20 protein-coding genes and 2 tRNA genes are annotated in these 23,395 nt (G+C 49.3%); 12 read left to right on the forward strand and 10 right to left on the reverse strand.

All coding sequences use genetic code 11. The features are described 5' to 3' along the window. Positions 1-69 precede the first annotated feature (69 nt). The gene (asnB, locus tag AC0THY_RS08460) at positions 70-1,914 is read left to right on the forward strand and encodes an asparagine synthase (glutamine-hydrolyzing) (protein WP_489993991.1); all 1,845 of its coding nucleotides are present in this window, start codon (positions 70-72) and stop codon (positions 1,912-1,914) included. Here the strand turns inward: asnB and AC0THY_RS08465 are convergent. Together AC0THY_RS08465 and AC0THY_RS08470 are read right to left on the reverse strand one after the other, a co-directional pair. Further along, entirely contained in the window at positions 1,884-3,122 is a 1,239-nt protein-coding gene (locus tag AC0THY_RS08465; protein WP_489993992.1) for a sensor histidine kinase, read from the reverse strand. The genes asnB and AC0THY_RS08465 overlap by 31 nt on opposite strands. Next, complete coding sequence (locus AC0THY_RS08470) at positions 3,103-3,792, reverse strand: response regulator transcription factor (protein ID WP_489993993.1); 690 nt, start codon at positions 3,790-3,792, stop codon at positions 3,103-3,105. The genes AC0THY_RS08465 and AC0THY_RS08470 overlap by 20 nt, the downstream gene beginning before the upstream one ends. A 210-nt stretch (positions 3,793-4,002) precedes the next feature. Between AC0THY_RS08470 and AC0THY_RS08475 the strand changes: the two genes are divergently transcribed. From AC0THY_RS08475 to AC0THY_RS08510, 8 genes are all read left to right on the forward strand, one after another. Beyond that, on the forward strand, positions 4,003-6,204 hold the full coding sequence (locus AC0THY_RS08475) for a DNA topoisomerase 3 (RefSeq protein ID WP_489993994.1): 2,202 nt from the start codon (positions 4,003-4,005) through the stop codon (positions 6,202-6,204). A 193-nt stretch (positions 6,205-6,397) separates the two neighbouring features. After that, entirely contained in the window at positions 6,398-7,093 is a 696-nt protein-coding gene (pyrH, locus tag AC0THY_RS08480; RefSeq protein ID WP_489993995.1) for a UMP kinase, read from the forward strand. A 22-nt stretch (positions 7,094-7,115) separates the two neighbouring features. Further along, complete coding sequence (frr, locus tag AC0THY_RS08485) at positions 7,116-7,670, forward strand: ribosome recycling factor (protein WP_489993996.1); 555 nt, start codon at positions 7,116-7,118, stop codon at positions 7,668-7,670. Positions 7,671-7,736: 66 nt separating this feature from the next. Continuing rightward, complete coding sequence (gene uppS, locus AC0THY_RS08490; RefSeq protein WP_489993997.1) at positions 7,737-8,444, forward strand: undecaprenyl pyrophosphate synthase; 708 nt, start codon at positions 7,737-7,739, stop codon at positions 8,442-8,444. A 3-nt stretch (positions 8,445-8,447) separates the two neighbouring features. Next, positions 8,448-9,254, forward strand: coding sequence for a phosphatidate cytidylyltransferase (locus AC0THY_RS08495; protein WP_489993998.1), 807 nt, complete (start codon positions 8,448-8,450; stop codon positions 9,252-9,254). 83 nt (positions 9,255-9,337) lie between these two features. Then, the gene (locus AC0THY_RS08500) at positions 9,338-10,489 is read left to right on the forward strand and encodes a 1-deoxy-D-xylulose-5-phosphate reductoisomerase (protein WP_489993999.1); all 1,152 of its coding nucleotides are present in this window, start codon (positions 9,338-9,340) and stop codon (positions 10,487-10,489) included. A 1-nt stretch (position 10,490) separates the two neighbouring features. Continuing rightward, the gene (gene rseP, locus AC0THY_RS08505) at positions 10,491-11,522 is read left to right on the forward strand and encodes an RIP metalloprotease RseP (RefSeq protein WP_489994000.1); all 1,032 of its coding nucleotides are present in this window, start codon (positions 10,491-10,493) and stop codon (positions 11,520-11,522) included. Between the two features lie 140 nt (positions 11,523-11,662). After that, positions 11,663-12,931 carry a peptidoglycan-binding protein gene (locus AC0THY_RS08510; RefSeq protein ID WP_489994001.1) on the forward strand — a complete coding sequence of 423 codons (1,269 nt, stop codon included), beginning with the start codon at positions 11,663-11,665 and terminating at the stop codon, positions 12,929-12,931. Positions 12,932-13,006: 75 nt separating this feature from the next. On the opposite strand, the gene AC0THY_RS08515 is transcribed toward AC0THY_RS08510, so the two are convergent. From AC0THY_RS08515 to AC0THY_RS08540, 6 genes are all read right to left on the reverse strand, one after another. After that, positions 13,007-13,921 carry a DMT family transporter gene (locus tag AC0THY_RS08515; RefSeq protein ID WP_489994002.1) on the reverse strand — a complete coding sequence of 305 codons (915 nt, stop codon included), beginning with the start codon at positions 13,919-13,921 and terminating at the stop codon, positions 13,007-13,009. Continuing rightward, positions 13,908-14,753 (reverse strand): AraC family transcriptional regulator, encoded by an 846-nt coding sequence (locus AC0THY_RS08520; RefSeq protein ID WP_489994003.1) that lies wholly within the window; start codon positions 14,751-14,753, stop codon positions 13,908-13,910. Before AC0THY_RS08520 ends, AC0THY_RS08515 begins: the two co-directional genes overlap by 14 nt. A 134-nt stretch (positions 14,754-14,887) precedes the next feature. Next, positions 14,888-14,960, reverse strand: a tRNA-Ala gene (locus tag AC0THY_RS08525). Positions 14,961-15,143: 183 nt separating this feature from the next. Next, positions 15,144-15,608: a hypothetical protein gene (locus AC0THY_RS08530; protein WP_489994004.1), complete on the reverse strand. Its 465-nt coding sequence runs from the start codon at positions 15,606-15,608 to the stop codon at positions 15,144-15,146. A 15-nt stretch (positions 15,609-15,623) separates the two neighbouring features. Then, entirely contained in the window at positions 15,624-16,184 is a 561-nt protein-coding gene (locus AC0THY_RS08535; protein WP_489994005.1) for a chromate transporter, read from the reverse strand. Next, positions 16,181-16,768: a chromate transporter gene (locus AC0THY_RS08540; RefSeq protein ID WP_489994006.1), complete on the reverse strand. Its 588-nt coding sequence runs from the start codon at positions 16,766-16,768 to the stop codon at positions 16,181-16,183. The genes AC0THY_RS08535 and AC0THY_RS08540 overlap by 4 nt, the downstream gene beginning before the upstream one ends. A gap of 101 nt (positions 16,769-16,869) precedes the next feature. On the opposite strand from AC0THY_RS08540, the gene AC0THY_RS08545 reads away from it, so the two are divergent. Then, positions 16,870-17,760, forward strand: coding sequence for a LysR family transcriptional regulator (locus tag AC0THY_RS08545; RefSeq protein WP_489994007.1), 891 nt, complete (start codon positions 16,870-16,872; stop codon positions 17,758-17,760). An 80-nt stretch (positions 17,761-17,840) separates the two neighbouring features. Here the strand turns inward: AC0THY_RS08545 and AC0THY_RS08550 are convergent. Beyond that, positions 17,841-17,914: transfer RNA gene (locus tag AC0THY_RS08550), tRNA-Val, on the reverse strand. A gap of 65 nt (positions 17,915-17,979) precedes the next feature. Further along, positions 17,980-18,498, reverse strand: a complete 519-nt coding sequence (locus AC0THY_RS08555; protein WP_489994008.1) for a ferritin-like domain-containing protein — start codon at positions 18,496-18,498, stop codon at positions 17,980-17,982. 310 nt (positions 18,499-18,808) lie between these two features. On the opposite strand from AC0THY_RS08555, the gene AC0THY_RS08560 reads away from it, so the two are divergent. Continuing rightward, on the forward strand, positions 18,809-19,882 hold the full coding sequence (locus tag AC0THY_RS08560) for a carbamoyl phosphate synthase small subunit (RefSeq protein ID WP_489994009.1): 1,074 nt from the start codon (positions 18,809-18,811) through the stop codon (positions 19,880-19,882). Then, positions 19,882-23,088, forward strand: coding sequence for a carbamoyl-phosphate synthase large subunit (gene carB, locus AC0THY_RS08565; RefSeq protein ID WP_489994010.1), 3,207 nt, complete (start codon positions 19,882-19,884; stop codon positions 23,086-23,088). The genes AC0THY_RS08560 and carB overlap by 1 nt, the downstream gene beginning before the upstream one ends. Positions 23,089-23,395: the final 307 nt, after the last annotated feature.

Genomic DNA, 23,395 nt, shown 5'->3' on the forward strand with positions numbered 1-23,395 from the left:
AAGTTGGAGCTGTTTTTGATATCCGAGCATAGTACAATGGTTTCTGAGAGCAAAAAAGGAGCTATAAGTATGTGCGGAATCAGTGGATTTATTGGAAAAGAGATCATAGACAGAGAAAATATATTAAAAGAAATGATGGAAGTCATGCGTCACAGGGGGCCTGATTCTGAGGGAACCTACTTTTCAGAGGAGGCGGCGCTGGGGTTTTGCAGGCTGAGCATCATTGATCTTCAGGAGGGCGGACAGCCCATGTTCAATGAGACAGGGGAACTGGTCCTGATTTTTAATGGCGAGATCTATAATTATCAGGAGCTCAGGGAAGAATTGGTGAAAAAAGGCCATGTGTTTGCCAACCACTCTGACTCAGAGGTACTGCTGCATGGATATGAGGAGTACGGAGAAAAGCTTTTGGACAGGTTGAGGGGCATGTTTGCCTTTGTAATCTGGGACAGCCACAGGAAAAAGCTGTTTGCAGCCAGGGATTTTTTTGGTATCAAGCCTTTTTATTACGGAATCATAAACGGAAGTTTTGTATTTGCCTCTGAGATTAAGAGCATTCTGGCATTTCCGGGGTATGAGAAGAAGGTAAATGAGGAGGCTTTGGAGCAATATCTATCCTTTCAGTACTCGGCGTTGGAGGAAACTTTCTTTGAGGGGATTTTTAAACTGCAGCCAGGGCACTATCTCACCTATGAGGATCAGATTGTAAAAATACGCAGCTATTTTGACCCTATGCTCACCCCTGAGAAGGAAGGGGATGAGGAGAGATTGATTGATGAGCTGGATGAGGTGATTCAAGGCTCCATAAAACAGCATATGGTCAGCGACGTGGAAGTGGGCAGTTTTCTGTCCGGTGGAGTGGATTCCAGCCTGATTGCAGCCTGCTTTACCGGGGACAGGTCTTTTACCGTGGGATTTCCCAAGGAGGGAGACCATTATACAGAGTGTGACCAGGCAGATTCCCTGGCGAAAAAGTTGAAGCTGAACCACACCAGCAGAACCATAGAGGAGGATGAATACTGGGAGGCAGTGCCAAAGGTGATGTACCATCTGGATGAACCCAGCGGGGATGCTGCGGCTGTGGCACTCTACTTTGTGGCAGGGGAGGCTGCAAAGCATGTGAAGGTGGTAACCTCAGGGGAGGGTGCGGATGAGCTCTTCGGAGGCTACAATATTTATCTGGAGCCCCAGGCACTGCGCTGGATCAGCTGGCTGCCAGGGGGCATGAGACGCAGACTGGGAGAATGGGCAGAGCGGATGCCCAGACATATGAAGGGGCGGAGCTATCTGATCCGTGCCAGCAAAGATGTGGAGGAGCGGTTTATCGGAAATGCCAATATTTTTTCCAAAGAGGAGAGGGAGAAAATATTGAAACATCCGGGGAAAGCAGTCTCGCCCGCAGAGCTATTGGAAAAGAAATACCGCAAGGCAGCAGGCTTGAGTGATATGGATAAGATGCAGTATATTGATCTCACCAGCTGGCTGCCAGGGGATATTCTGCAGAAGGCAGACAAGATGAGCATGGCCCACTCCCTGGAACTGCGCGTGCCGTTTCTGGACCGGAATGTTTTTGAGACAGCCAGAAGGCTGCCTTCCAGAGAGAAGACAAAGCACTACACCAGCAAGTATCTGTTCCGCAAAGCTGCGGAGCGCCATCTGCCCAAGGAGAACACAGAGCGCAGGAAACTGGGGTTCCCGGTTCCCATTAGAGTGTGGATCAGGCAGGAGAAGGGCTACGAAAAGATAAAGGAGCGGTTCACCAGCTCCGCTGCCCAACAGTATTTCTGCAGCGATCAGCTCTTAAAACTTTTGGAAGAACACAAAAGCGGGCAGGAGGACAACAGCAGGAAGATATGGACTGTGTATGCTTTTCTGGTCTGGCATCAGGTCTTTTTTGAACAGAGCGGCAGATAAACCGCAAAACAAGTGCCGTTTTCAGCATCACTGGTCACCCGGATTTTTCCGTGGTGGCCTTTTATTATGCGAAGGGCAATGGAGAGGCCGAGACCGTAACCGCCCTCTTTTCTGGAGCGGGATTTGTCCGTCCGGTAAAAACGATCAAACAGGCGGGGGAGCTCTTCCTGGGGAATCGGCTCCCCGGTGTTGCTCACCCTCAGGCAGACCTTGTCCTGGGAGGAGGAGAGTACTGCGCGCACCTTTTTTTCCAATCCCGCGTATTTACATGCATTGTCCAGGAGAATGAGCGCGAGCTGGCGAAGCTGCTGGGCATCCCCCAGAACCCACAGGTCCGGGGCAATGTCTTCTGAGAGGGTGACGCCCTGCTCAAAGGCCAGGGACTCGAAGGGGAGCAGGCTGCTCCAGAGCAGGTCACTGAAGTTTACAGGGGAGGTGGACTGGGGAAGAGGTTCCTCCTCTGAGCGGGCCAGAAAGAGCAGATTTTTCACCAGTTTCTGCATGCGGGAAGCCTCCTCCTGGGTATTTTGTATCCAGCGCTGCTGGCTTTTTATGGTCTCATCAGGGTGTGAAAGAAGGATTTTCAGATTGGCCAGGATGACCGTGAGCGGGGTTTTCAGCTCATGGGAGGCATCGGCCACAAAGCGGTTTTGCTCCTCCCAGGCCTTTCTGGCCGGTCCAAGGGCCCACCCTGCCAGGAACCAGCTGATGATAAAGAGCAGGCACATGCTTCCAAGTAGAATGAGGCATGAGGTAAGAATCAAATTTTGCATAGAACTCTCCTCCCGGATGGTGTCCACAAAAGCGATACAAAGCGTTCCCTCCTTCTCTTCCATTAAATAGCGCAGCGAAAGATTTTTCAGTTTCCCGGAATTTTCACCGTAGGCGAGGGCCGCATCCACCGCCTCCTGCGCCAGCTCTAAGGTTACCTCCTGACTGCTCTGGAGGATCTGAGTGACATGGTTATCCCCATCCAGGACGGTGATAAACACAGGAATCAGATCAAAGGGCGCCCTTTTCTCCTTCTGCCCGGGTTCTATGGGTGGAGGTATGGGGCCCATCTCCAGAGAGCGGTTCAAGGCATTGAAGCTCTCAGTTAAAAATCTGCGGTAGCTGGAAAAGCAGAGCAAAAAAAGTACGCTTGCCAGCACCAGTGTGACGATGGACATATTAATCAAAATAAATTTTCTACGGAGTTTCTGAAACATGATCTGCCTCCAGTCGGTAGCCCACTTTTCGGATGGTAACGATTTTGGTGTTGGATTTTAAGTACGACAGCTTTTTGCGGAGAAAGGAGATATAGGCCTCCACATTGTTGTCCTCTGCATTGGACTCGCTGCCCCAGACTTTTGTGATGAGCATTTCCTTGGAAAGGATCGCTCTCGGGCTGGAAAGTAGGATTTTCATGATCTCAAACTCCTTAAAGCCCAGGTGGACAGACCGGTCCAGGCAGCAGAGGTCATTGGCGGAGAGCTTCAGCGTGAGGTCTGCATAGGAGAGTTCCTCCAGCATGATTTCTCCCTGGCGTCTGGAGAGAGCACGGATGCGGGCCAGCAGCTCTTCTGGTACAAAGGGCTTAGTCATATAATCATCCGCACCCTCATCCAGACCATTAATTTTATCCCGGATATCATCCTTGGCGGTGAGCATCAGCACAGGGGTGGAGACTTTGGCCTCCCTGAGCTGGCGTACCACCTCAAAGCCGTCCTTCCCCGGCAGCATCACATCCAGGACAATCACATCATAGAGGCTGCAGAGTCCGTAAGCCAGCCCGTCGTCCCCGTTATAGACAATATCTGTTATATATTTAGCTTCTCTCATCAGCTGGCCGAGGGCATCGGCCAGTCTGGGTTCATCTTCTACGATTAGTATGTGCAAGAGTTTCATTTCCTTTCTTTGGGTTAAGGGTAGTATAGCGCAGGAAAAGGGTTGAGGCAATGGTTAAACTTACGATCAGCGCAGTAAATGCACTGACCTGTTGAAGAGTTTCAAAATTTCTATAGTCTCCCGTAACATTTCCTGCTATAATAAAGAGCGTCAGAGAAGCAAAAATGCTGAAAAATTAACATATAGAACAGGAGAATCGAAATGAAGTCTTTAGTAATCGCAGAAAAGCCCTCTGTGGCAAGGGACATTGCCCGTGTGCTTCACTGCTCCAAAAAGCTTCCGGGGGCCATGGAGGGGAAGGACTATGTGGTGACCTGGGCTTTGGGGCATCTGGTGACGCTGGCTGACCCGGAGGAGTACGATAAAAAATACATTCAGTGGAATCTGGAAACCCTGCCTATGATGCCAAAGAAAATGCAGCTTGTGGTGATCAAACAGACGGCAAAGCAATTTAAGGATGTGAAGACCCAGCTCTACCGCAAGGACGTGGACAAGGTGGTCATTGCCACGGACGCGGGCCGTGAGGGGGAGCTGGTGGCAAGATGGATTCTGGAGAAATCGGATTGCAGAAAACCCATCAAAAGGCTGTGGATCTCCTCCGTGACGGACAAGGCCATCCGCGAAGGCTTTGCCAATTTAAAGGACGGCAGGGAATATAACAATCTCTACGCAGCAGCGGTGGCCAGGGCGGAGGCGGACTGGCTGGTGGGTATCAACGCCACACGGGCGCTGACCTGTAAGTATAACGCGCAGCTCTCCTGCGGCCGCGTTCAGACGCCCACCCTGGCCATGATTGCAAAGCGGGAGGAGGAGATACGCAAGTTCCGCCCGGAGCCGTATTTTGGCCTCACGCTGACGGCGGGAGGGGTGAAATGGACCTGGCAGGACGGCAAGAGCGGCAGCATGCGCACCTTTCAGAGAGAGCGTATTGATCAGATCCATCAAAAACTGAAGGGGCAGAAACTGCAGATCGTCTCTGTGGAGCGGGCGGCAAAGAAAAAGCACGCTCCCGGTCTCTACGACCTGACAGAGCTGCAGAGAGATGCCAATAAGCGGTTCGGCTATTCCGCCAAGGAGACGCTAAACATCATGCAGCGCCTCTATGAAAACCATAAGGTGCTCACTTACCCCAGGACGGACTCCAGATATCTGAGCACAGATGTGGCGGACACCATAAGGGAGAGGCTGCAGGCATGTGCGGTGGGGCCTTACCGGAAGCTGGCCGGAACTCTGGCGTCAAAGCCCATACGCACCAACAGTTCCTTTGTGGACAATAAGAAGGTGAGTGACCACCATGCCATCATTCCCACTGAGCAATTTGTACAGCTGGACCATATGACAGTGGAGGAGAGGAAAATCTATGATCTGGTGGTGCGTCGTTTCCTGGCTGTTCTGTATCCACCTTTTGAGTACGAGCAGACAACCCTGAAAGGCAGGGCTGCGGGGGAGATCTTTGCCGCAAAAGGAAAGATCGTAAAGAGCCAGGGATGGAAGGCAGTCTATGAGAATCCGGAGGATGCGGATACGGAGGAGGAAGAGGCAGCGGAGCCGGATCTGCGGGAGCAGAGCCTTCCGGATCTGAAAAAGGGCGAGACGCTTTCCGTGCTGGGAATGGACATCACCAGCGGAAAGACAAAGCCGCCTGCTCCGTTTAATGAGGCCACCCTGCTCTCCGCTATGGAAAATCCGGTGAAATATATGGAGTCCAAAGATGCAGCAGCTGCAAAGACCCTGGGGGAAACAGGGGGGCTCGGAACCGTGGCCACCAGAGCGGACATTATTGAAAAGCTGTTCCACACCTTCCTGATGGAGAAGAGGGGAAATGACATCTTCATTACCTCAAAGGCAAAGCAGCTGCTGGAGTTGGTTCCCGCAGACTTGAAAAAGCCGGAGCTGACTGCCTCCTGGGAGATGAAGCTGGCTGGAATTTCCAAGGGGAAGATCAAAAAAGAGGACTTTCTGGGGGACATCCGCAGCTACACCCAGGAGATTGTGGGGGAGATCAAGACAGGAGACGGGACCTTCCGGCATGATAATCTGACCAACAAAAAATGCCCGGAATGCGGTAAGCGGATGCTGGCTGTGAACGGTAAAAACAGCAAGATGCTGGTATGCCAGGATCGGGAATGCGGCCACAGGGAGACCATTTCCAGAACCACCAATGCCCGCTGTCCCAAATGCCACAAGCGCATGGAGATGTATGTTAAGGGGGAGGAGGAGATATTTATCTGTCCCTGCGGATACAAAGAGAAGCTCTCCAGCTTTAAAGCGCGCCGGGAAAAGGAGGGGGCAGGGGTAAACAAGCGGGATGTGCAGAACTATTTAAACCAGCAGAAAAAAGAGGCCCGGGAACCCATCAACAATGCTTTTGCGGATGCGCTGTCAAAGCTGAATCTGAAGTAGTGGGTTACTGCTCACTCAGGTCTGAGCATTAACTGCGCAGACCGTGGGAACAGTAACAATAGTGGAAAAGTTACTGTAATGCAGGTTGAAAAAAGTTGTAGTTTATTTTTAGATATGCTATACTAAAAAAAATGTAACTGCCATAGTACCGAGTGGTTACAAAAAATGAATAAAAGCGAGCAGAGGTGCAAACATGAAAAGAGTACTTTTGAAATTGAGCGGGGAAGCGCTGGCCGGAGATAAAAAGATGGGTTTTGACGAACCGACTGTCACCATGGTTGCAAAGCAGGTAAAGCAGCTGGTGGACGATGGGATCGATGTGGGGATAGTCATCGGCGGGGGTAATTTCTGGAGAGGACGCTCCAGCGAGAACATTGACCGCACCAAGGCAGACCAGATCGGAATGCTGGCAACCGTGATGAACTGTATCTATGTATCTGAGATTTTCCGCTCTGTGGGTATTATGACACAGATCCTGACTCCCTTTGCCTGTGGTTCCTTTACCAAGCTGTTTGCGAAGGACCGGGTAAATAAGTATTTTGAAAAAGGCGTGGTATCCTTTTTCGCAGGCGGGACAGGCCACCCCTATTTTTCCACGGACACAGCCACCGTGCTGCGGGCTATTGAGATCGAAGCAGATGTGATTCTGCTGGCCAAGTCCATTGACGGAGTCTACGACAGCGATCCCAAGGATAATCCGGATGCCAAGAAGTACGATGAGATCACTATTCAGGAAGTGATTGACAAGAAGCTGGGCGTAGTGGATATGGCAGCCTCCATTCTGTGTATGGAAAACAAGATGCCCATGCTGGTGTTTGGGCTGAATGAGGAAAATAGTATAGTAAATTCTGTAAAAGGAAACTTTAACGGCACAAAAGTGACTGTTTAAAAAATAGCAGGAGGAAAAAAACATGGATGAAAGAATTCAGATTTACGACACAAAAATGACAAAATCTTATGATAATCTGTTAGCAGAGTTTGGAGCAATCCGTGCGGGACGGGCGAACCCTCATGTGCTGGACAGAATCGTGGTAGATTACTACGGTACGCCAACTCCCATCCAGCAGGTAGGAAATGTGACTGTTCCAGAGCCTCGCATGATTCAGATTCAGCCCTGGGATGCTTCCCTGGTGAAGGCCATTGAGAAGGCGATCCAGGTTTCCGACCTGGGAATCAACCCCAACAATGACGGCAAAGTGATACGTCTGGTATTCCCTGAGCTGACAGAGGAGAGAAGAAAAGAGCTTGTTAAGGATGTAAAGAAAAAGGGAGAGAGTGCAAAAGTGGCTGTCCGGAACATACGCCGGGATGCAAACGACCACTTTAAGAAGCTTGGCAAGAGTTCCGACGTTTCTGAGGACGAGATCAAAGAGCTGGAAGAAAAGGTACAGAAGATGACGGACAAGTACATCAAAGAGATTGACAAGGCAGTGGAAGAGAAATCCCAGGAGATCTTAAAGGTCTGATGAAAAAATAGAGAAAAGGGGGCGGGGAGGCCCCCTTTTTTACCTTGCGAAGAAAGGAAGAAAACTATGGTTATTCCCCAGCATGTTGCAATCATATTGGACGGGAATGGGAGATGGGCAAAGAGCAAAGGGATGCCCAGAAACTACGGACATGTGAGAGGCGCCAAGAATCTGGAAGTGATCTGCCGGGACGCCTACAATATGGGTATCAAATACCTCACCGTATACCTGTTTTCCACTGAGAACTGGAAGCGGTCCAAGGACGAGGTGGACGGCCTGATGAAGCTGTTTCGCAGCTACACCAAAACCTGTATCAAGACCGCAGCGGAGAACAACATGAAAGTCCGCACCCTGGGTGATCCCAGTGCTTTGGCTAAGGACCTGCAGGAGAGCCTGAGACGGTTAGTGGATTCCTCCAAGGACAACACGGGACTAAACTTTCAGATTGCCATCAACTACGGAAGCCGGGATGAGATCATCCGGGCGGTGCAGAGGGTGGCGGCGGACTGTGCCGAGGGTAAGATAGAGGCCGACTCCATTGATGAGGAATTGTTTTCCGGTTATCTGGACACGGCTGAAATCCCGGACCCGGATCTGCTGATCCGTACAAGCGGAGAGCAAAGGCTCTCCAACTATCTGCTATGGCAGTTGGCCTACACAGAATTCTACTTTACGGATGTTCCCTGGCCTGCTTTTACAAAGGATGAAATGTGGAAGGCAATCGAAAAATACAATGGACGGGAACGCAGATTCGGAGGCGTGAAGGAGGAGTAAGTTATGTTTAAGACCAGGCTGATCAGTGGGATCGTACTGGTGGTGGTAGCACTGGTGACCATCATATCCGGGGGACCCATACTTTACGGAACCCTGCTGCTCACCTCCCTTGTCGGGGTGCGCGAGTTGTACAGAGCGGTAAAAGTAGAGGAAGGGAGCACGGGCATATTAGCGGTTGTAGGATACGTAGGTGTAATTTCCTATTATATCCTATTAATTTTGGAGCTGAATGCATATATTATGATAGATGTCATTTTTATCCTGGTAGCGCTGATGGCGGTTTACGTCTTTTCCTACCCTAAATACCGCAGTGAGCAGGTGATGGCAGCCTTCTTCGGCATTCTCTATGTAGCAGTGATGCTCTCCTATATTTACCAGACCAGGAATCTTCAGGACGGTGCATTTGTGGTCTGGCTGATCTTTCTGTGTTCCTGGGGATGCGATACCTGCGCTTACTGCGTGGGGATGCTCATTGGGAAACACAAGATGTCACCCAGATTGAGCCCTAAAAAATCCATAGAGGGCGCAGTTGGAGGAGTTGTGGGAGCTGCTCTTCTGGGGGGAATCTATGCGGCTGTGGCAGGCCCTCACATGCAGGGCAGCAGTCCGGTGGTGCAGTATGCCCTGATCTGTGCTGTGGGAGCCCTGATTTCCATGGTGGGAGACCTGGCTGCTTCGGCAATCAAGAGAAATCACGGCATCAAGGATTACGGAAAACTGATACCTGGGCATGGAGGAATCCTGGACCGGTTTGACAGTGTCATTTTTACCGCTCCGGTGATTTATTTTCTGGCACTTGTCATGATCTAGGAAGCAAATAAAATACTTCTACTTTTATAGTTGCCAAAAGAGACATAGAATACCGCTAATAAAGCGGTGAAGTGGAGACTTATATGAAGAATAAAAGAGAGATTGCCATTCTTGGGTCAACGGGTTCTATCGGAACCCAGACTTTGGATGTGGTGAGAGCAAACGGCGATCTCGCCGTTGCAGCTCTGGCGGCGGGAAGCAATGTAAAGCTTATGGAGGAGCAGATACGAGAATTTCATCCTCATACAGCTGCCCTTTGGGATGAAAATGCAGCATCGGATTTGAGAGACCGGGTGCGGGATTTGGATGTGCGCATCCTCTCCGGGATGGACGGGATGCTGGAGATCGCGGCAATGCCAGGTCCGGAGATTCTGGTGACCGCCATTGTGGGAATGATCGGAATCCTCCCCACCATAGAGGCCATCAAGGCAGGGAAAGACATTGCGCTGGCCAACAAGGAGACTCTGGTGACCGCAGGGCATCTGATCATGCCCATGGCAAAGGAACATAAAGTACGCATCCTGCCGGTGGACAGTGAACATAGCGCCGTCTTCCAATGCCTGCACGGGGAGCAGGGACGGGAGGTGAGTAAACTATTGCTCACCGCATCCGGGGGACCCTTCCGGGGAAGAAAGAGATCAGATCTGGAAAACATACAGGTGGAGGATGCCCTGAAGCACCCTAACTGGGCTATGGGACAGAAAATTACCATTGACTCGGCCACCCTGGTGAACAAGGGATTGGAAGTGATGGAAGCCAGATGGCTATTTGGTGTGGAGCTGGATCAGATTCAAGTGGTGGTTCAGCCTCAGAGTGTGATTCACTCCATGGTGGAGTTTGCAGACGGGGCAGTGATGGCCCAGCTTGGTACGCCGGATATGAAACTGCCCATTCAGTATGCACTTTATCACCCCCAGCGCCGGTATCTGGCAGGGGAACGGCTGGACTTTGGCTGTTTGAAACAGATAACTTTTGAAGATCCGGATATTGAGACCTTTCTGGGTCTTCCCCTGGCTTTTCAGGCGGCAAGGGCGGGAGGTACCATGCCCACAGTTTACAACGCTGCCAATGAGCGGGCAGTGAGCAGATTTTTACATAAGCAGATACGCTTTTTGGATATTTACGAAATCATAGCGGAGTGTATGGAACATCACAAGGTGATCAGCCATCCTACCGTGGAGGAGATTTTAGCCACAGAGCAGGCGACTTATGAATTGATTGGGAATAGGTGGTAGTATGAGTATAATTTTAGCTTTAATAATATTCAGTTTGATAATCCTCATCCACGAGCTGGGACATTTCCTTCTGGCAAAGCGGGGAGGCATTGTTGTGGAGGAGTTTTCCCTGGGTATGGGTCCCAGGCTGATCAGCACAGTAAAGGGAGGAACCAGGTATTCCCTGAAGCTGCTGCCCTTTGGAGGCTCCTGTATGATGCTGGGTGAGGATGAAAACACAATGGAAGAAGGCTCCTTTGCCAGCAAATCAGTGTGGACCAGGATCTCAGTGATTGCGGCAGGTCCGATCTTTAACTTTATTCTGGCCTTTCTGTTGTCTCTGTTTATCATAGGAAGTATTGGTGTAGACCGCCCTGTGGTGATAGAGGTGAACGAAGGATCACCGGCAGCAGAGGCCGGATTACAGGCTGGAGACAAGATACTGAAGATGAACAACAAGCCAATCCGGTTAAGCAGGGAGGTCTCCAACTATGTGACCTTCCATCAGGGCCAGGAAGTCACCATGGTATATGAACATGAGGGCCAGGAGAAAACCGTTGTGATGGAGCCCAAGCAGAATGAGGGCGGCAGATATGTGTTCGGCATCTCTATGAATGCCAATTACAGGGAAAAGGTGGGCTCCTGGGAGACCATCAAGTACAGCGCCTATGAGGTCAAGTACTGGATCAGTGCTACCTTGGAGAGCCTGAAAATGCTTTTCCAGGGCAAGGTGGGGATCAATGACATGGCTGGTCCGGTGGGCGTGGTGTCCATCATCGGCGATACCTATGAGCAGAGCATTCCGTCAGGAGGATTCTATGTCTGGCTGAATATGTTGAACATTTCCATTCTGCTGACTGCCAACCTGGGAGTGATGAATCTGCTCCCACTTCCGGCGCTGGATGGGGGAAGACTGGTATTTTTGATTTTGGAGGCCATACGCGGAAAGCGGATCAATCCGGAAAAAGAGGGACTGGTACACTTTATCGGTTTGATGGCCTTGATGGTGCTCATGGTTGTGGTGATGTTTAATGATGTGAGAAAGTTATTTTAAATAAAGTTTCAAAGCCGACCGGGTCATTTCCGAAAATGACCCGGTCGTTTTTGGCATTTTTGGCACCGGAAAGCGGATGGTGCGCGCTTTCTGGTTTTGTGCATATACTGGTAGTGACGATAATATATTCGAGGTTAGACATGCAGAATAATACAGTCAGGGCCATGCAGGAGGAGGCGGTAGACCGGGGCAGGCTTCAGGTTCAGGTGATCAACTACGGGAGAGCAGTCCCTGTGGAGGACGCGGTGGTTGATATTGCCTACACAGGAGATCCGGACAGTACCATAGAGGAAGTGAATACAAATGCAAACGGACAGACAGAAATTCTGGAGTTGGCAGCGCCGCCCCTGGAGTACAGCATGCAGCCGTCCGGAAACCAGCCCTATTCCGAATATACCCTGCAGATCACTGCTCCAGGATATGAGACGGTGACCATCTCGGGAACAGAGATTCTGCCGGAACAGACAGCCATTCAGACAGTGGAGCTGCGTCCGCTGGTCCAGCCAGAGGAATATCAGAACATTGTAATACCCGCCCACACCCTGTATGGGGAGTATCCCCCCAAGATCGCGGAGGCGGAGATCAAGCCTGTGAGCCAGATGGGGGAGATCGTGTTGAGCAGAGTGGTGATTCCTGAGTTTGTGGTAGTGCATGACGGATCGCCAAATGACACCACAGCCACAGACTATTATATCCGTTACCGCGATTACATTAAAAATGTGGCGTCCAGTGAAATCTATGCAACATGGCCAAGAGCTACTATCATGGCCAATGTGCTGGCTATTATGTCTTTTACGCTGAACCGGGTTTATACAGAGTGGTATCGGAATAAGGGATTTGACTTTACAATCACCTCTTCCACAGCCTTTGACCATAAGTGGATACATGGCAGAAATTTCTTTGAAAGCATATCTGAGGTGGTGGATGAGATCTTCAGCAACTATCTGTCCAGGCCCAATGTAAAGCAGCCCATTCTCACACAGTATTGCGACGGACAGAGAGTAACCTGCCCCAACTGGATGAGCCAGTGGGGATCAAAGAGCCTGGGGGACCAGGGGTATGCGGCTATTGAAATACTAAGATATTACTACGGGGACAGCATGTATATCAATACTGCTGAGGAGATCTCCGGAATTCCGTCCTCCTGGCCTGGATACAGCCTGGATATCGGAGCCAGCGGCGCCAAGGTGGAACAGATTCAGGAACAGCTGAATGCGATTTCCAATGCCTATCCCCTGATTCCAAAGATTGATGCGGACGGGATTTATGGGGAGAGGACGCAGGATGCAGTTAGGGTATTTCAAAGTGTATTCGGGCTGCCGCAGACTGGGGTTGTAGATTACCGAACCTGGTATAAGATCCAGGAAATCTTTGTGGGGGTTACCCGGATTGCAGAGCTGAATCCCTGAGTCAGAGTGAGAGTACAAATATAGCTTACAGCAAGCTGTTTTTGTCTCCCTGCGGGGGCAGGGAGACAAAATCCTCTAATCAATACATTCATTGGCTGACAGCGCCTTCTTCTGTTTGCTCTCTGACAGAAACAGGCCTGCCAGTGTGAGCCCCATGCCGCACAGAGCCACGGTGGTGATATGCTCATGCAGAATGAGTGCGGAGGTCACGGTTGTAATGACAGGAACCATGTAGATGTACACGCTGGTCTTTACAGATCCCAGGATGCGCACGGCCAGGTTCCAGGTGACAAAGCAGAGGGCGGACGCGCCCAGTCCCAGAAACAGGAGGTTCAGCAGATTTGTGGTATCTGTAAACTGGCTTAAAGTCACATGAAAACCCATGCTGATGAGAGTGGGAATCATGAATACCAGGCCGTAGAAAAAGGTTCTCCGGGTGGTATGTATGGTGGGATAGCCAAAGGAGCTAATCTTTTTAGTCAGGGTGGAGTAGGCAGCCCACACCACTGCCGCAGCGGCAGCCAGCAGATCTCCCAGGGGATTGATGGAAATGGCATCCCCGCTGCCGAAGCTGATCAGGCAGATGCCGGTAATCGCCAGAATAAAGCCTGCAAAAAAGCGGAATCCTGGTCGTTTCCCTTTGAGAAAGAGACATTCAAAGAGGGCTGTAAAAAAGGGGGCGATGGAGATGATCACTCCCACGTTTGACGCCAAGGTATAGGTCAATGCAATATTTTCCAGCAAATAATACAGGGATACCCCGCACAGCCCTGCCAGAAGAAAATATACTTCATGAGAGCGTGAGCGGGGAGTGAGCTTCTTTCTGGATACTATCCACAGGGCAGCATATCCGATGAGAAAACGGATAAACAGGATTTCAATAGGGGAAAAGCTTTTTAGCAGTACCTTAGTCGAGATAAAGGTGGTTCCCCAGATCAGTATGGTCATAAGAGCGGACAGATGTCCGGTGAGCGTGTTATTCTTCGTCATTTGGAAGCTCCTTTGTCTGAAATATTTTTTGGTACTGCTTTGGCGTCAGGCCGATGAACTGTTTAAAGAAGTTGGTGAAGTGGCTCTGGTCGGAAAAGCCAGCCAGGGCTGAGGCTTCAATGGGCGGGATGCCCTGCTCCAGAAATTTCTTGGCTTTTTCTAAGCGCACGGTCTGAAGGTAGCGGTAGGGAGAGACGCCCACTTGCTTTGTGAAGGAGCGCAGTAGGTAGGATTTTCCGAAGTCTGTCATGGACAACAGGTCATCCAGGGTGATGTTTTCGGAAAAATGTTCCTCCATGTACCTGCACAGGTCCTGGGTCTGGGCAGTGGGCTGTGAGATCTGTGCCTCCTCAAAGGGAGTTGCATATTCCCGAAGCACTTGTTCCAAAAGAAAGAAAAGCAGCTCTTCCTTCTCAAGCTTCGGGGCATCCACGAGAATAGAGTTGTACAAGTCTCCCAGAGACTGGGGGATGTCGCTTCCATAGACCACGTTTTGGGAGAAGTAGGGGGAGAAGGACTGGCCGGTGATTTCTTTCACAGCCCGGCACATGACATCTGGGTTAATGTTCACAGCCCGGTAGTCCAGAATCTCTCCGTTCATCGGGGCACAGTAGTGGTTATCCCTGGGATTAAAGAGAATCAGGTCTCCCACAGTGAGATCGTATTCGTTGCCCTTGCACCAGAGATGACGGCTTCCTCCCTCCACAAATCCAATGACATAGTAATCGTGAAAGTGGTTGGGAAATTTCTGGACAATTCCGCTTAAGTTGTAGGCTTCTATCTGAAGATCACGGTCATAGTAGACGTGACGCTGTTCCTGTTCGTTGAGCATGGCGTGTCCTCCTTGTAATTTTCTCTATTGTAACATTTAGAATCCCGGATTTCTTGAAAGATATTACACCTTTTGAGCACATCAAAAATGACCAGGTCATTTTCTGCAAATGACCTGGCCGTAATTGGGTGGAATGGAGATAGCGAGACTCGAACTCGTGACCTATACGTTGCGAACGTATCGCTCTCCCAACTGAGCTATATCCCCGTAATAGTGCTTGCTTGAATTTCTGTTAAAGGAGTTACGATCCACCCATGTAATATATTATACTCCAAAATACGATAAACGCAAGAGAAGATGCCAAAATACTTCGTGGAATTTTAACATCTTTTCTTGCGAAACCTATGGCTTTCAGAGGCATTCTTGAACCCATATTGATATGAGATGGCTTCAGACTAAGTTTACGTCGTCTTCGTGATACATAAACAGGGACAGCACATAAAGCAGAGCAGCAAAATCAGGAGGCCAATTTTTATTTAAACTTATCTTTACTGTGTGTTTAAACATACCTGTTATGCTGCCCATAGTGGTTTCGCCGGAAAACAGTAAGAAATCTCGCTTTTCAGATTGTTTTATGGTGATAACAGCATCTTCCCATAACATAGTAAGCTGCTCTGCCCGGGGCGGACGCATTAGAAAATCACTTTCTCCATATACGATTATAGCTGTCCCTTCCTTTGCGCTTCCTTGAATATGCAGTGATTGAGGTGATAGTCTGCTGACTTTGAACTGCTGTTTTCCATCCGCGTCGGAGATCAAGTAGTCTCCTTCGTGCCAGCGGATATAGGACATGGGCAAATGATCTTCATGATAGAGTACACTTTTTACCAATCCTTTTTTTACATACCATAACATAATGATTCCCTCCCTTTAAACGAAAAGTAAGTTTATGACAAGTCCGGCTGCACCGCAAAGGCTCATAACCAGAATGGGATTCCATTTAAATTTTTTCAGGAGAAAGAAAGCTCCGGCAAATAGCAGGAGACCGACACGATTTAGATTACCCCATCCAAAGGCTGTTCCCTGAAAAGCCACCTGCAGCAGGATCGACAGTCCGGCCGATGCAATCAGAGCAACCACAGCGGGACGAAGGCTGGCAAGCACGCTCTGTATAATTGAGACATTTTTGTAGCGATAATAGATAAATGCCAAAAGAGATACGATGATACAGGACGGCAGAATGCAGCCCAATGTGGCTATAACCGCTCCAGGTGCTCCTGCAATGCGGATTCCGACAAAGGTAGCCGAGTTTACTGCAATCGGCCCGGGAGTCATCTCCGCAATCGTAATCAGATCCGTAAATTCATTCATGGTAAGCCAGGCATGCTGTTCTACGACCTGACTTTGGATCAGAGGCATAGCCGCATAACCTCCCCCGATACTGAAGAGACCAACCTGAAGGAAGCTGAGAAACAACTGCCAATAAATCATAATTTCTCCCCCTTTCTGTATTTCCACAGCTCTGTTCCAATCCCTACGAAAGAAGCAGCCAGAATGATGTAGATGACATTACAGTGCAAAAAGAAAGTGGCAAGGAAGGCTAGGACCATAACAGCGATGTGGATGACGGAACGGTTGTTAATAACTTTAAATCCAAGATCCGAAACCACATTCAAGATAACAGCAGCTACTCCTGCCTGCATTCCTTTTAGTACCAGAGCTACATATGTATTTGAGGCAAAGGCTGTATAGAAAAAGGAAATGATTGAAAGAATGACCATGGGCGGAATAATGGTTCCCAGAACTGCAGTAAGCATTCCGCTAAATCCGGCTACGCGCCAGCCAACCAGGATGGAAGCATTTACAGCAATAGCCCCTGGGGAGGATTGTGCCAATGCGGCCAAATCAAGCATCTCCTGTTCATCAATCCAGTGCAGTTCATCCACAAACTTGCGTTTCATAAATGTAATGATTACAAATCCCCCACCGAAAGTAAAAGAACTAATATAAAGAGTGCTGAAAAATAAACTTCGCAGGGTTTTCCAACTGATTTTTTTGCCTTCTTTTGATTTCATGTGCACCCCTCCTTACTCTAAAAATACACCTTGCAATCTGATATGTAAAATGCTATTATCGGATTAAGAAGATGCCGATATGGGCATGATTGGAGGGGGATATGACATTACGCCATTTAAAAGTATTTATAGCTGTTTATCAGGAAGAGAGCGTTACCCGCGCGGCTGAACTTTTGCACATGACACAGCCTACGGTGACACGAGCCGTACAGGAAATAGAACAGTATTATGGCATTCATCTCTTCGAGCGCTTTAAACATAGGCTGTATGTGACAGAAAGCGGGAGACAGTTTTACACACACGCTCTACAGCTCGTAAATTCATTTGATACAATGGAAATGGAATTTCGCAATTGGGATGAATTTGGCATTCTCAGGGTGGGAGCCAGCATCAGGCTGGGAAATCTGCTGATGCCTAAGGTAGTGGCAAGTTTCCAAAACGAGCATCCTGATCTGAAGATAAAAGTCACTATTTCAAACGGGGAGCAGCTCAAGCAAAAACTGCTGAACAATCAGCTGGATTTGGCTATGATTGACGGAAGCATAGCTGAGGAACATCTGCATAAAGAAAAATTCGCTGAGGACCGTCTTGTTCTGATTCTGCCACCGGACGACCCTCTCTGCAAGGTAGATACACTTAGGCTGCATGATTTAAGACGCTCTCGTTTTCTGCTTCGGGAAAACGGGAGCGTTTGCAGGTCTTATTTAAACCACATATTCGCTGTACATGGCCTTTCACTGGAGCCTGCCTGGGAGAGTACCAGTACACAGGCAATTATTCAGGCAGTCAGTGCGGGAGTTGGCATATCATTTTTGCCGGAACAGCTTGTTAGAAAGGATATTCAGGCGGGAACGGTTGCCACACGGGAGATAATAGATGAATCCTTTGTCCGGGAAAACTATATCGTATGGCACAAAAACAAGTTTCTGGCAAAATCAGCCAGGGAGCTTATGCAGATTTGCCGTTCTGTGGCAGAAAAGATAGATAAATAGCATGAAAAAAGGTAACCAATTGCTTGATTACCTTTTTAAACCTCATATTGCGAAAACACTGCCACATGCACGGTTCTCGATGGAAGCAAGGAGGCTCGAACTCCTGACCTTTCGCGTGTGAGGCGAACGCTCATCCCAGCTGAGCTATGCTTCCGTTTCCATGAGGATATTATACCACTTTGAAGAGAAAATGCAACAACAATTTAAAGTGTGTTGCTGCTAAAGATCATAAATAGCAATGATTTCTTTAAAAAGTTCTACATGTATCTGTTCATCCGCCACAATGCGCTTTAGATTTTCCACAATGCAGGGGTCATCAATAGAACGAATCTGGTTTTCATACTTTTCAATGGCAGCTAATTCTCCGGACAAGGCATTGCGGACGAGAGGAGAAAGTACAGTGGGATATTGGTTATAGCCTGGAGTCCAGTAGACCTTGCGGCTGCGGCAGCGGGTCCAAAGTCTGGGGTCCTCCCCCAATTCAAGTGCCAGCTTTCCAAAAATCTCCAGGTGGTGCATTTCCACAATACTGATCTTGTGAAAAATAGCGGCGATATCCTCAAAATGGCAGTCTGTTATAAGGTTGTTGTAAAGATAAAGGCTGACGGCAGACATTTCGGAATTAGAGCCGCCTACATTGTCCAGCATCCAGCCTGCATAGCGGTAATTCTGTCCGCATACTTTTATTTCTGGATAGGGGGCTGAATCAGAGTAAGTGAGTTTATTAATATCTAACATGTAAAACCTCTCTATAATTGTAGAAGATATAATAAAGTCTATGCAGAAAAATTAAAGGATATGAGAAGACCAAACGTGCAGAAAGAGAGTCAGGAAATAGAATTCTAAGAAAAAAGTCTTGAAAAGTTCTTTCAGATATGTTAGAATCTTAACAATTTGAGAACCTATAGGTCAAGGGAGAGCAATAGGCAAACGGAAGTGCGCCTATAGGTAGCCTCTGACCGGCGTTCTCTTTTTTTTTGCGCAAATCCTACCATACTACTTTACACGACCATCTTTACTATAAAATACTGAAAGGAGCAGGCAGCACATGAAAGCTTTTCTAATATTGGAAGACGGCACTGTTTTCACAGGCACCAGCATTGGAGCAGAGAAAGAAATCATCAGCGAAATCGTATTTAACACGTCCATGACAGGATATTTGGAGGTGCTGACCGACCCATCTTACGCTGGGCAGGCAGTTGTCATGACCTATCCGCTCATCGGTAACTATGGTATTTGCCATGAGGATATGGAGTCTGCAAGGCCATGGCCGGACGGCTATATTGTGAGAGAGCTTTCACGTGTCCCCAGCAATTTTAGGAGCCAAGGGAGCATTCAGGACTTTCTTGTTAAGCACGATATTCCGGGAATCTGCGGGATTGACACCAGAGCGCTCACCAAGATTCTGCGTGAGAAGGGAACCATGAACGGGATGATCACCACAAACGCAGACTACAGTCTGAGGGAGGTTCTTTCCAGCCTGAAGGCCTACGCCACCGGAAAAGTGGTGGAAAAAGTGACCTGTGAAGAGAAATATGTGCTGGATGGAGAGGGGCCTAAGGTGGCGCTTTTGGACCTGGGAGCAAAGAAAAATATTGCCCGCAGTCTGAACCAGAGAGGCTGCCAGGTGACCGTGTATCCCGCACTCACCACAGCAGAAGAGATCATAGCCTCCAAACCGGACGGCATCATGCTCTCCAATGGACCTGGAGATCCAAAGGAGTGTACATCTATAATAGAAGAAATTAGGAAACTCTATCAAACAGACATTCCCATATTTGCAATCTGCCTGGGGCATCAGCTCATGGCTCTGGCAAACGGTGCGGACACCCACAAGATGAAATACGGCCACCGCGGAGGAAATCACCCGGTAAAGGATCTAGAGACCAGCAGAGTCTACATCTCATCCCAGAACCATGGCTATGTGGTGGATACTCAGAATCTGGACCCATCCGTAGCTGTCCCGGCCTTTGTCAATGTGAATGACGGGACAAACGAAGGGCTGAAGTACACTGGAAAGAATATCTTTACGGTACAGTTTCACCCGGAAGCATGTCCTGGGCCTCTGGATTCGGGATATCTCTTTGACCGCTTTATGAAAATGATGGAGGTGACAAAATAATGCCCAAGAACCCGGATATCAAAAAAGTACTAGTAATTGGCTCAGGTCCAATCGTGATCGGACAGGCAGCAGAATTTGACTATGCTGGAACCCAGGCCTGCCGCTCCCTGAAGGAGGAGGGCATTGAGGTAGTTCTGCTGAACTCCAATCCCGCTACCATCATGACAGATAAGGACATTGCGGATAAGGTATACATTGAGCCTCTGACTGTGGAGGTTGTGGAACAGCTGATTTTAAAGGAGAGACCGGACAGTGTGCTTCCCACCCTGGGAGGCCAGGCAGGGCTGAATCTGGCCATGGAGCTGGAGGAGGCAGGATTTTTAAGGGAGAATGGTGTGCGTCTTATTGGAACCACCTCTGAGACCATCAAGAAGGCCGAGGACCGCTTAGAGTTCAAAAGTACCATGGAGAAGATTGGAGAGCCGGTGGCGCCCTCCCTGGTAGTGGAAAACGTGGAAGATGGTGTGGAATTTGCCAAAAAGATCGGCTATCCGGTGGTGCTGAGGCCTGCATATACGCTGGGCGGAAGCGGCGGGGGTATTGCAGAAAGCTATGAGGAGCTGGTAGAAATCCTGGAAAACGGCCTTCGCCTGTCCAGGGTAGGTCAGGTGCTTGTAGAGCGCTGCATTGCCGGATGGAAAGAGATCGAGTACGAGGTGATGAGGGATGGCAATGGAAACTGTATCACTGTCTGCAACATGGAGAATATTGATCCGGTGGGCGTGCACACCGGGGACAGCATAGTGGTGGCGCCCTCTCAGACACTGGGGGACAAGGAATACCAGATGCTGCGCACCTCAGCCCTGAATATCATCAGCGAACTGAACATTACCGGGGGCTGCAACGTGCAGTATGCATTAAACCCGGACAGCTTTGAGTACTGTGTCATTGAGGTGAATCCCCGCGTGAGCCGTTCCTCGGCCCTGGCATCCAAGGCAACCGGATACCCGATTGCCAAGGTTGCTGCGAAAATCGCTCTGGGGTATACTTTAGACGAGATTAAAAATGCCATCACGGGAAAGACGTATGCCAGCTTTGAGCCCATGCTGGACTACTGTGTAGTTAAAATACCGAGACTTCCCTTTGATAAATTTATCAGCGCTAAGCGAACCCTGACCACACAGATGAAGGCCACCGGCGAGGTTATGAGTATCTGCGATAACTTTGAGGGCGCTTTGATGAAAGCGATCCGCTCCCTGGAGCAGCATGTGGACTCCCTGATGTCCTATGACTTTACGCATCTGGATGGGGATGGACTGCGCAAGCAGCTGAAGGTTGTGGATGACCGGAGGATCTGGGTGATCGCAGAAGCTGTGAGAAAAGGACTTTCCTATGAAGAAATCCATGAGATCACCAAGATTGACCTGTGGTTTATCGATAAAATAGCCATTCTGGTGGAGATGGAGCAGGATTTAAAGGACCGGGAGCTAACTCCTGAGCTTTTAAAGGAGGCCAAGCGCATTGAATTTCCGGACAGCGTCATTGCAAAGCTATCCGGAAAGACAGAGGAATCCGTCAAGGAAATGCGCTATAAAAACGGCATCACAGCCGCCTACAAAATGGTAGATACCTGCGCGGCGGAGTTTGCCGCGGAGACACCCTACTACTATTCCGTATTTGGAAGTGAGAACGAGGCAGTGCAGACAAGCGGCCGCAAAAAGGTCCTGGTCTTGGGGTCTGGTCCTATACGGATTGGTCAGGGAATCGAGTTTGACTTCTGTTCCGTGCACTGTACCTGGGCTTTCGCGAAAGAAGGATATGAAACCATCATTGTGAACAACAATCCGGAGACGGTTTCCACGGACTTTGACATAGCGGATAAACTGTATTTTGAGCCGCTGACCCCGGAGGATGTGGAGAGCATCGTAAATTTGGAGAAACCTGACGGAGCGGTGGTGCAGTTCGGAGGACAGACAGCCATCAAGCTGACGGAGGCTCTGATGAAGATGGGAGTGCCCATTCTGGGGACCTCCGCGGAAAATGTGGACGCGGCGGAGGACCGGGAGCTGTTTGACGGTATTTTGGAAAAATGCGGGATACCAAGACCGGCCGGACATACGGTATTTACGGCTGAGGAGGCCAAAAAGGCTGCCAATGAGCTGGGCTACCCTGTTCTGGTGCGCCCCTCCTATGTGCTGGGCGGCCAGGGAATGCAGATCGCGATCAGTGACGAGGACGTGGATGAGTTTATCGGAATCATCAACCGGATTGCGCAGGAGCATCCCATACTGGTGGATAAATACCTGGTGGGCAAGGAAATCGAAGTGGATGCAGTTTGCGACGGGGAGGATATACTCATACCCGGCATCATGGAGCACATTGAGCGGGCGGGAATCCACTCCGGAGACAGTATCTCCGTGTATCCGGCCCAGAGCCTGAACGAGGGAGTGAAGGCCACCATAGTGGACTATACCAGAAAACTGGCCAGGTCACTGAATGTAATCGGTCTGATCAACATCCAGTTCATCGTCTCCGACAACCAGGTATACGTGATAGAGGTGAATCCAAGATCCAGCCGTACGGTTCCCTATATCAGCAAGGTTACCGGAATCCCTATCGTGCCCCTGGCCACCAAGGTGATCCTGGGACACAAGATAAAGGAACTGGGGTATCCTACCGGGCTTGCTCCGGAGGCGGAGTACATTGCCATCAAGATGCCGGTGTTCTCTTTTGAGAAAATACGCGGCGCGGACATTAGCCTGGGACCAGAAATGAAATCCACAGGCGAATGCCTCGGAATCGCAAAAACCTTTAATGAGGCCCTCTACAAGGCATTTTTGGGAGCAGGAATCAACCTTCCCAGGCACAAAAAGATGATTATGACGGTAAAGGATGCGGATAAGCCGGAGGCTGTGGAGATTGCGAGACGCTTTGAGGCCATAGGCTACCGGATCTATGCCACCCGAAGCACTGCAAAGGCCCTGCAGGCCGGGGGAGTCCATGCGGTACGAACAAATAAAATCGAGCAGGAGGCCCCGAACCTCATGGACCTTATCCTGGGACATGAGATAGACCTTGTTATCGATACCCCCTCCCAGGGAGTGGAGCGGGCGAAAGACGGCTTTTTGATCCGCAGAAATGCCATAGAGACCGGCGTGAATGTGCTGACTGCTATGGATACGGCCAAGGCACTGATTACCAGCCTGGAGAATACGGATATCAAGAAATTGACCCTGGTGGATATTGCTGCGGTGAAGAATTTGTAAATATAGAGATATGATCTTGTATAGCCATTGCCTTTAACTGGAGACAGTTGGGCAATGGCTTTATGTCGGTAAAAATAATTTGGGAGAAAAAACAGTTTTTAGGAAGCACCTCTTGAGTAAAAATTTATTTTGTTTATAAAAAACAGATAAAAATGGAATGCATAAATTTTGCAAAATAAAGAAAGTAACCATTGCGGAAAAAGTGTTGCACAAAATAATATATAATTTGCACAGAAATGTATAAATTATCCAGCGATATTGATGAAAAATGTTAACTATGCGATAATGAAAGAACCTTAAGGTTGTT

It is taken from the genome of Ruminococcus sp. 8Y-12 (assembly GCF_058119865.1).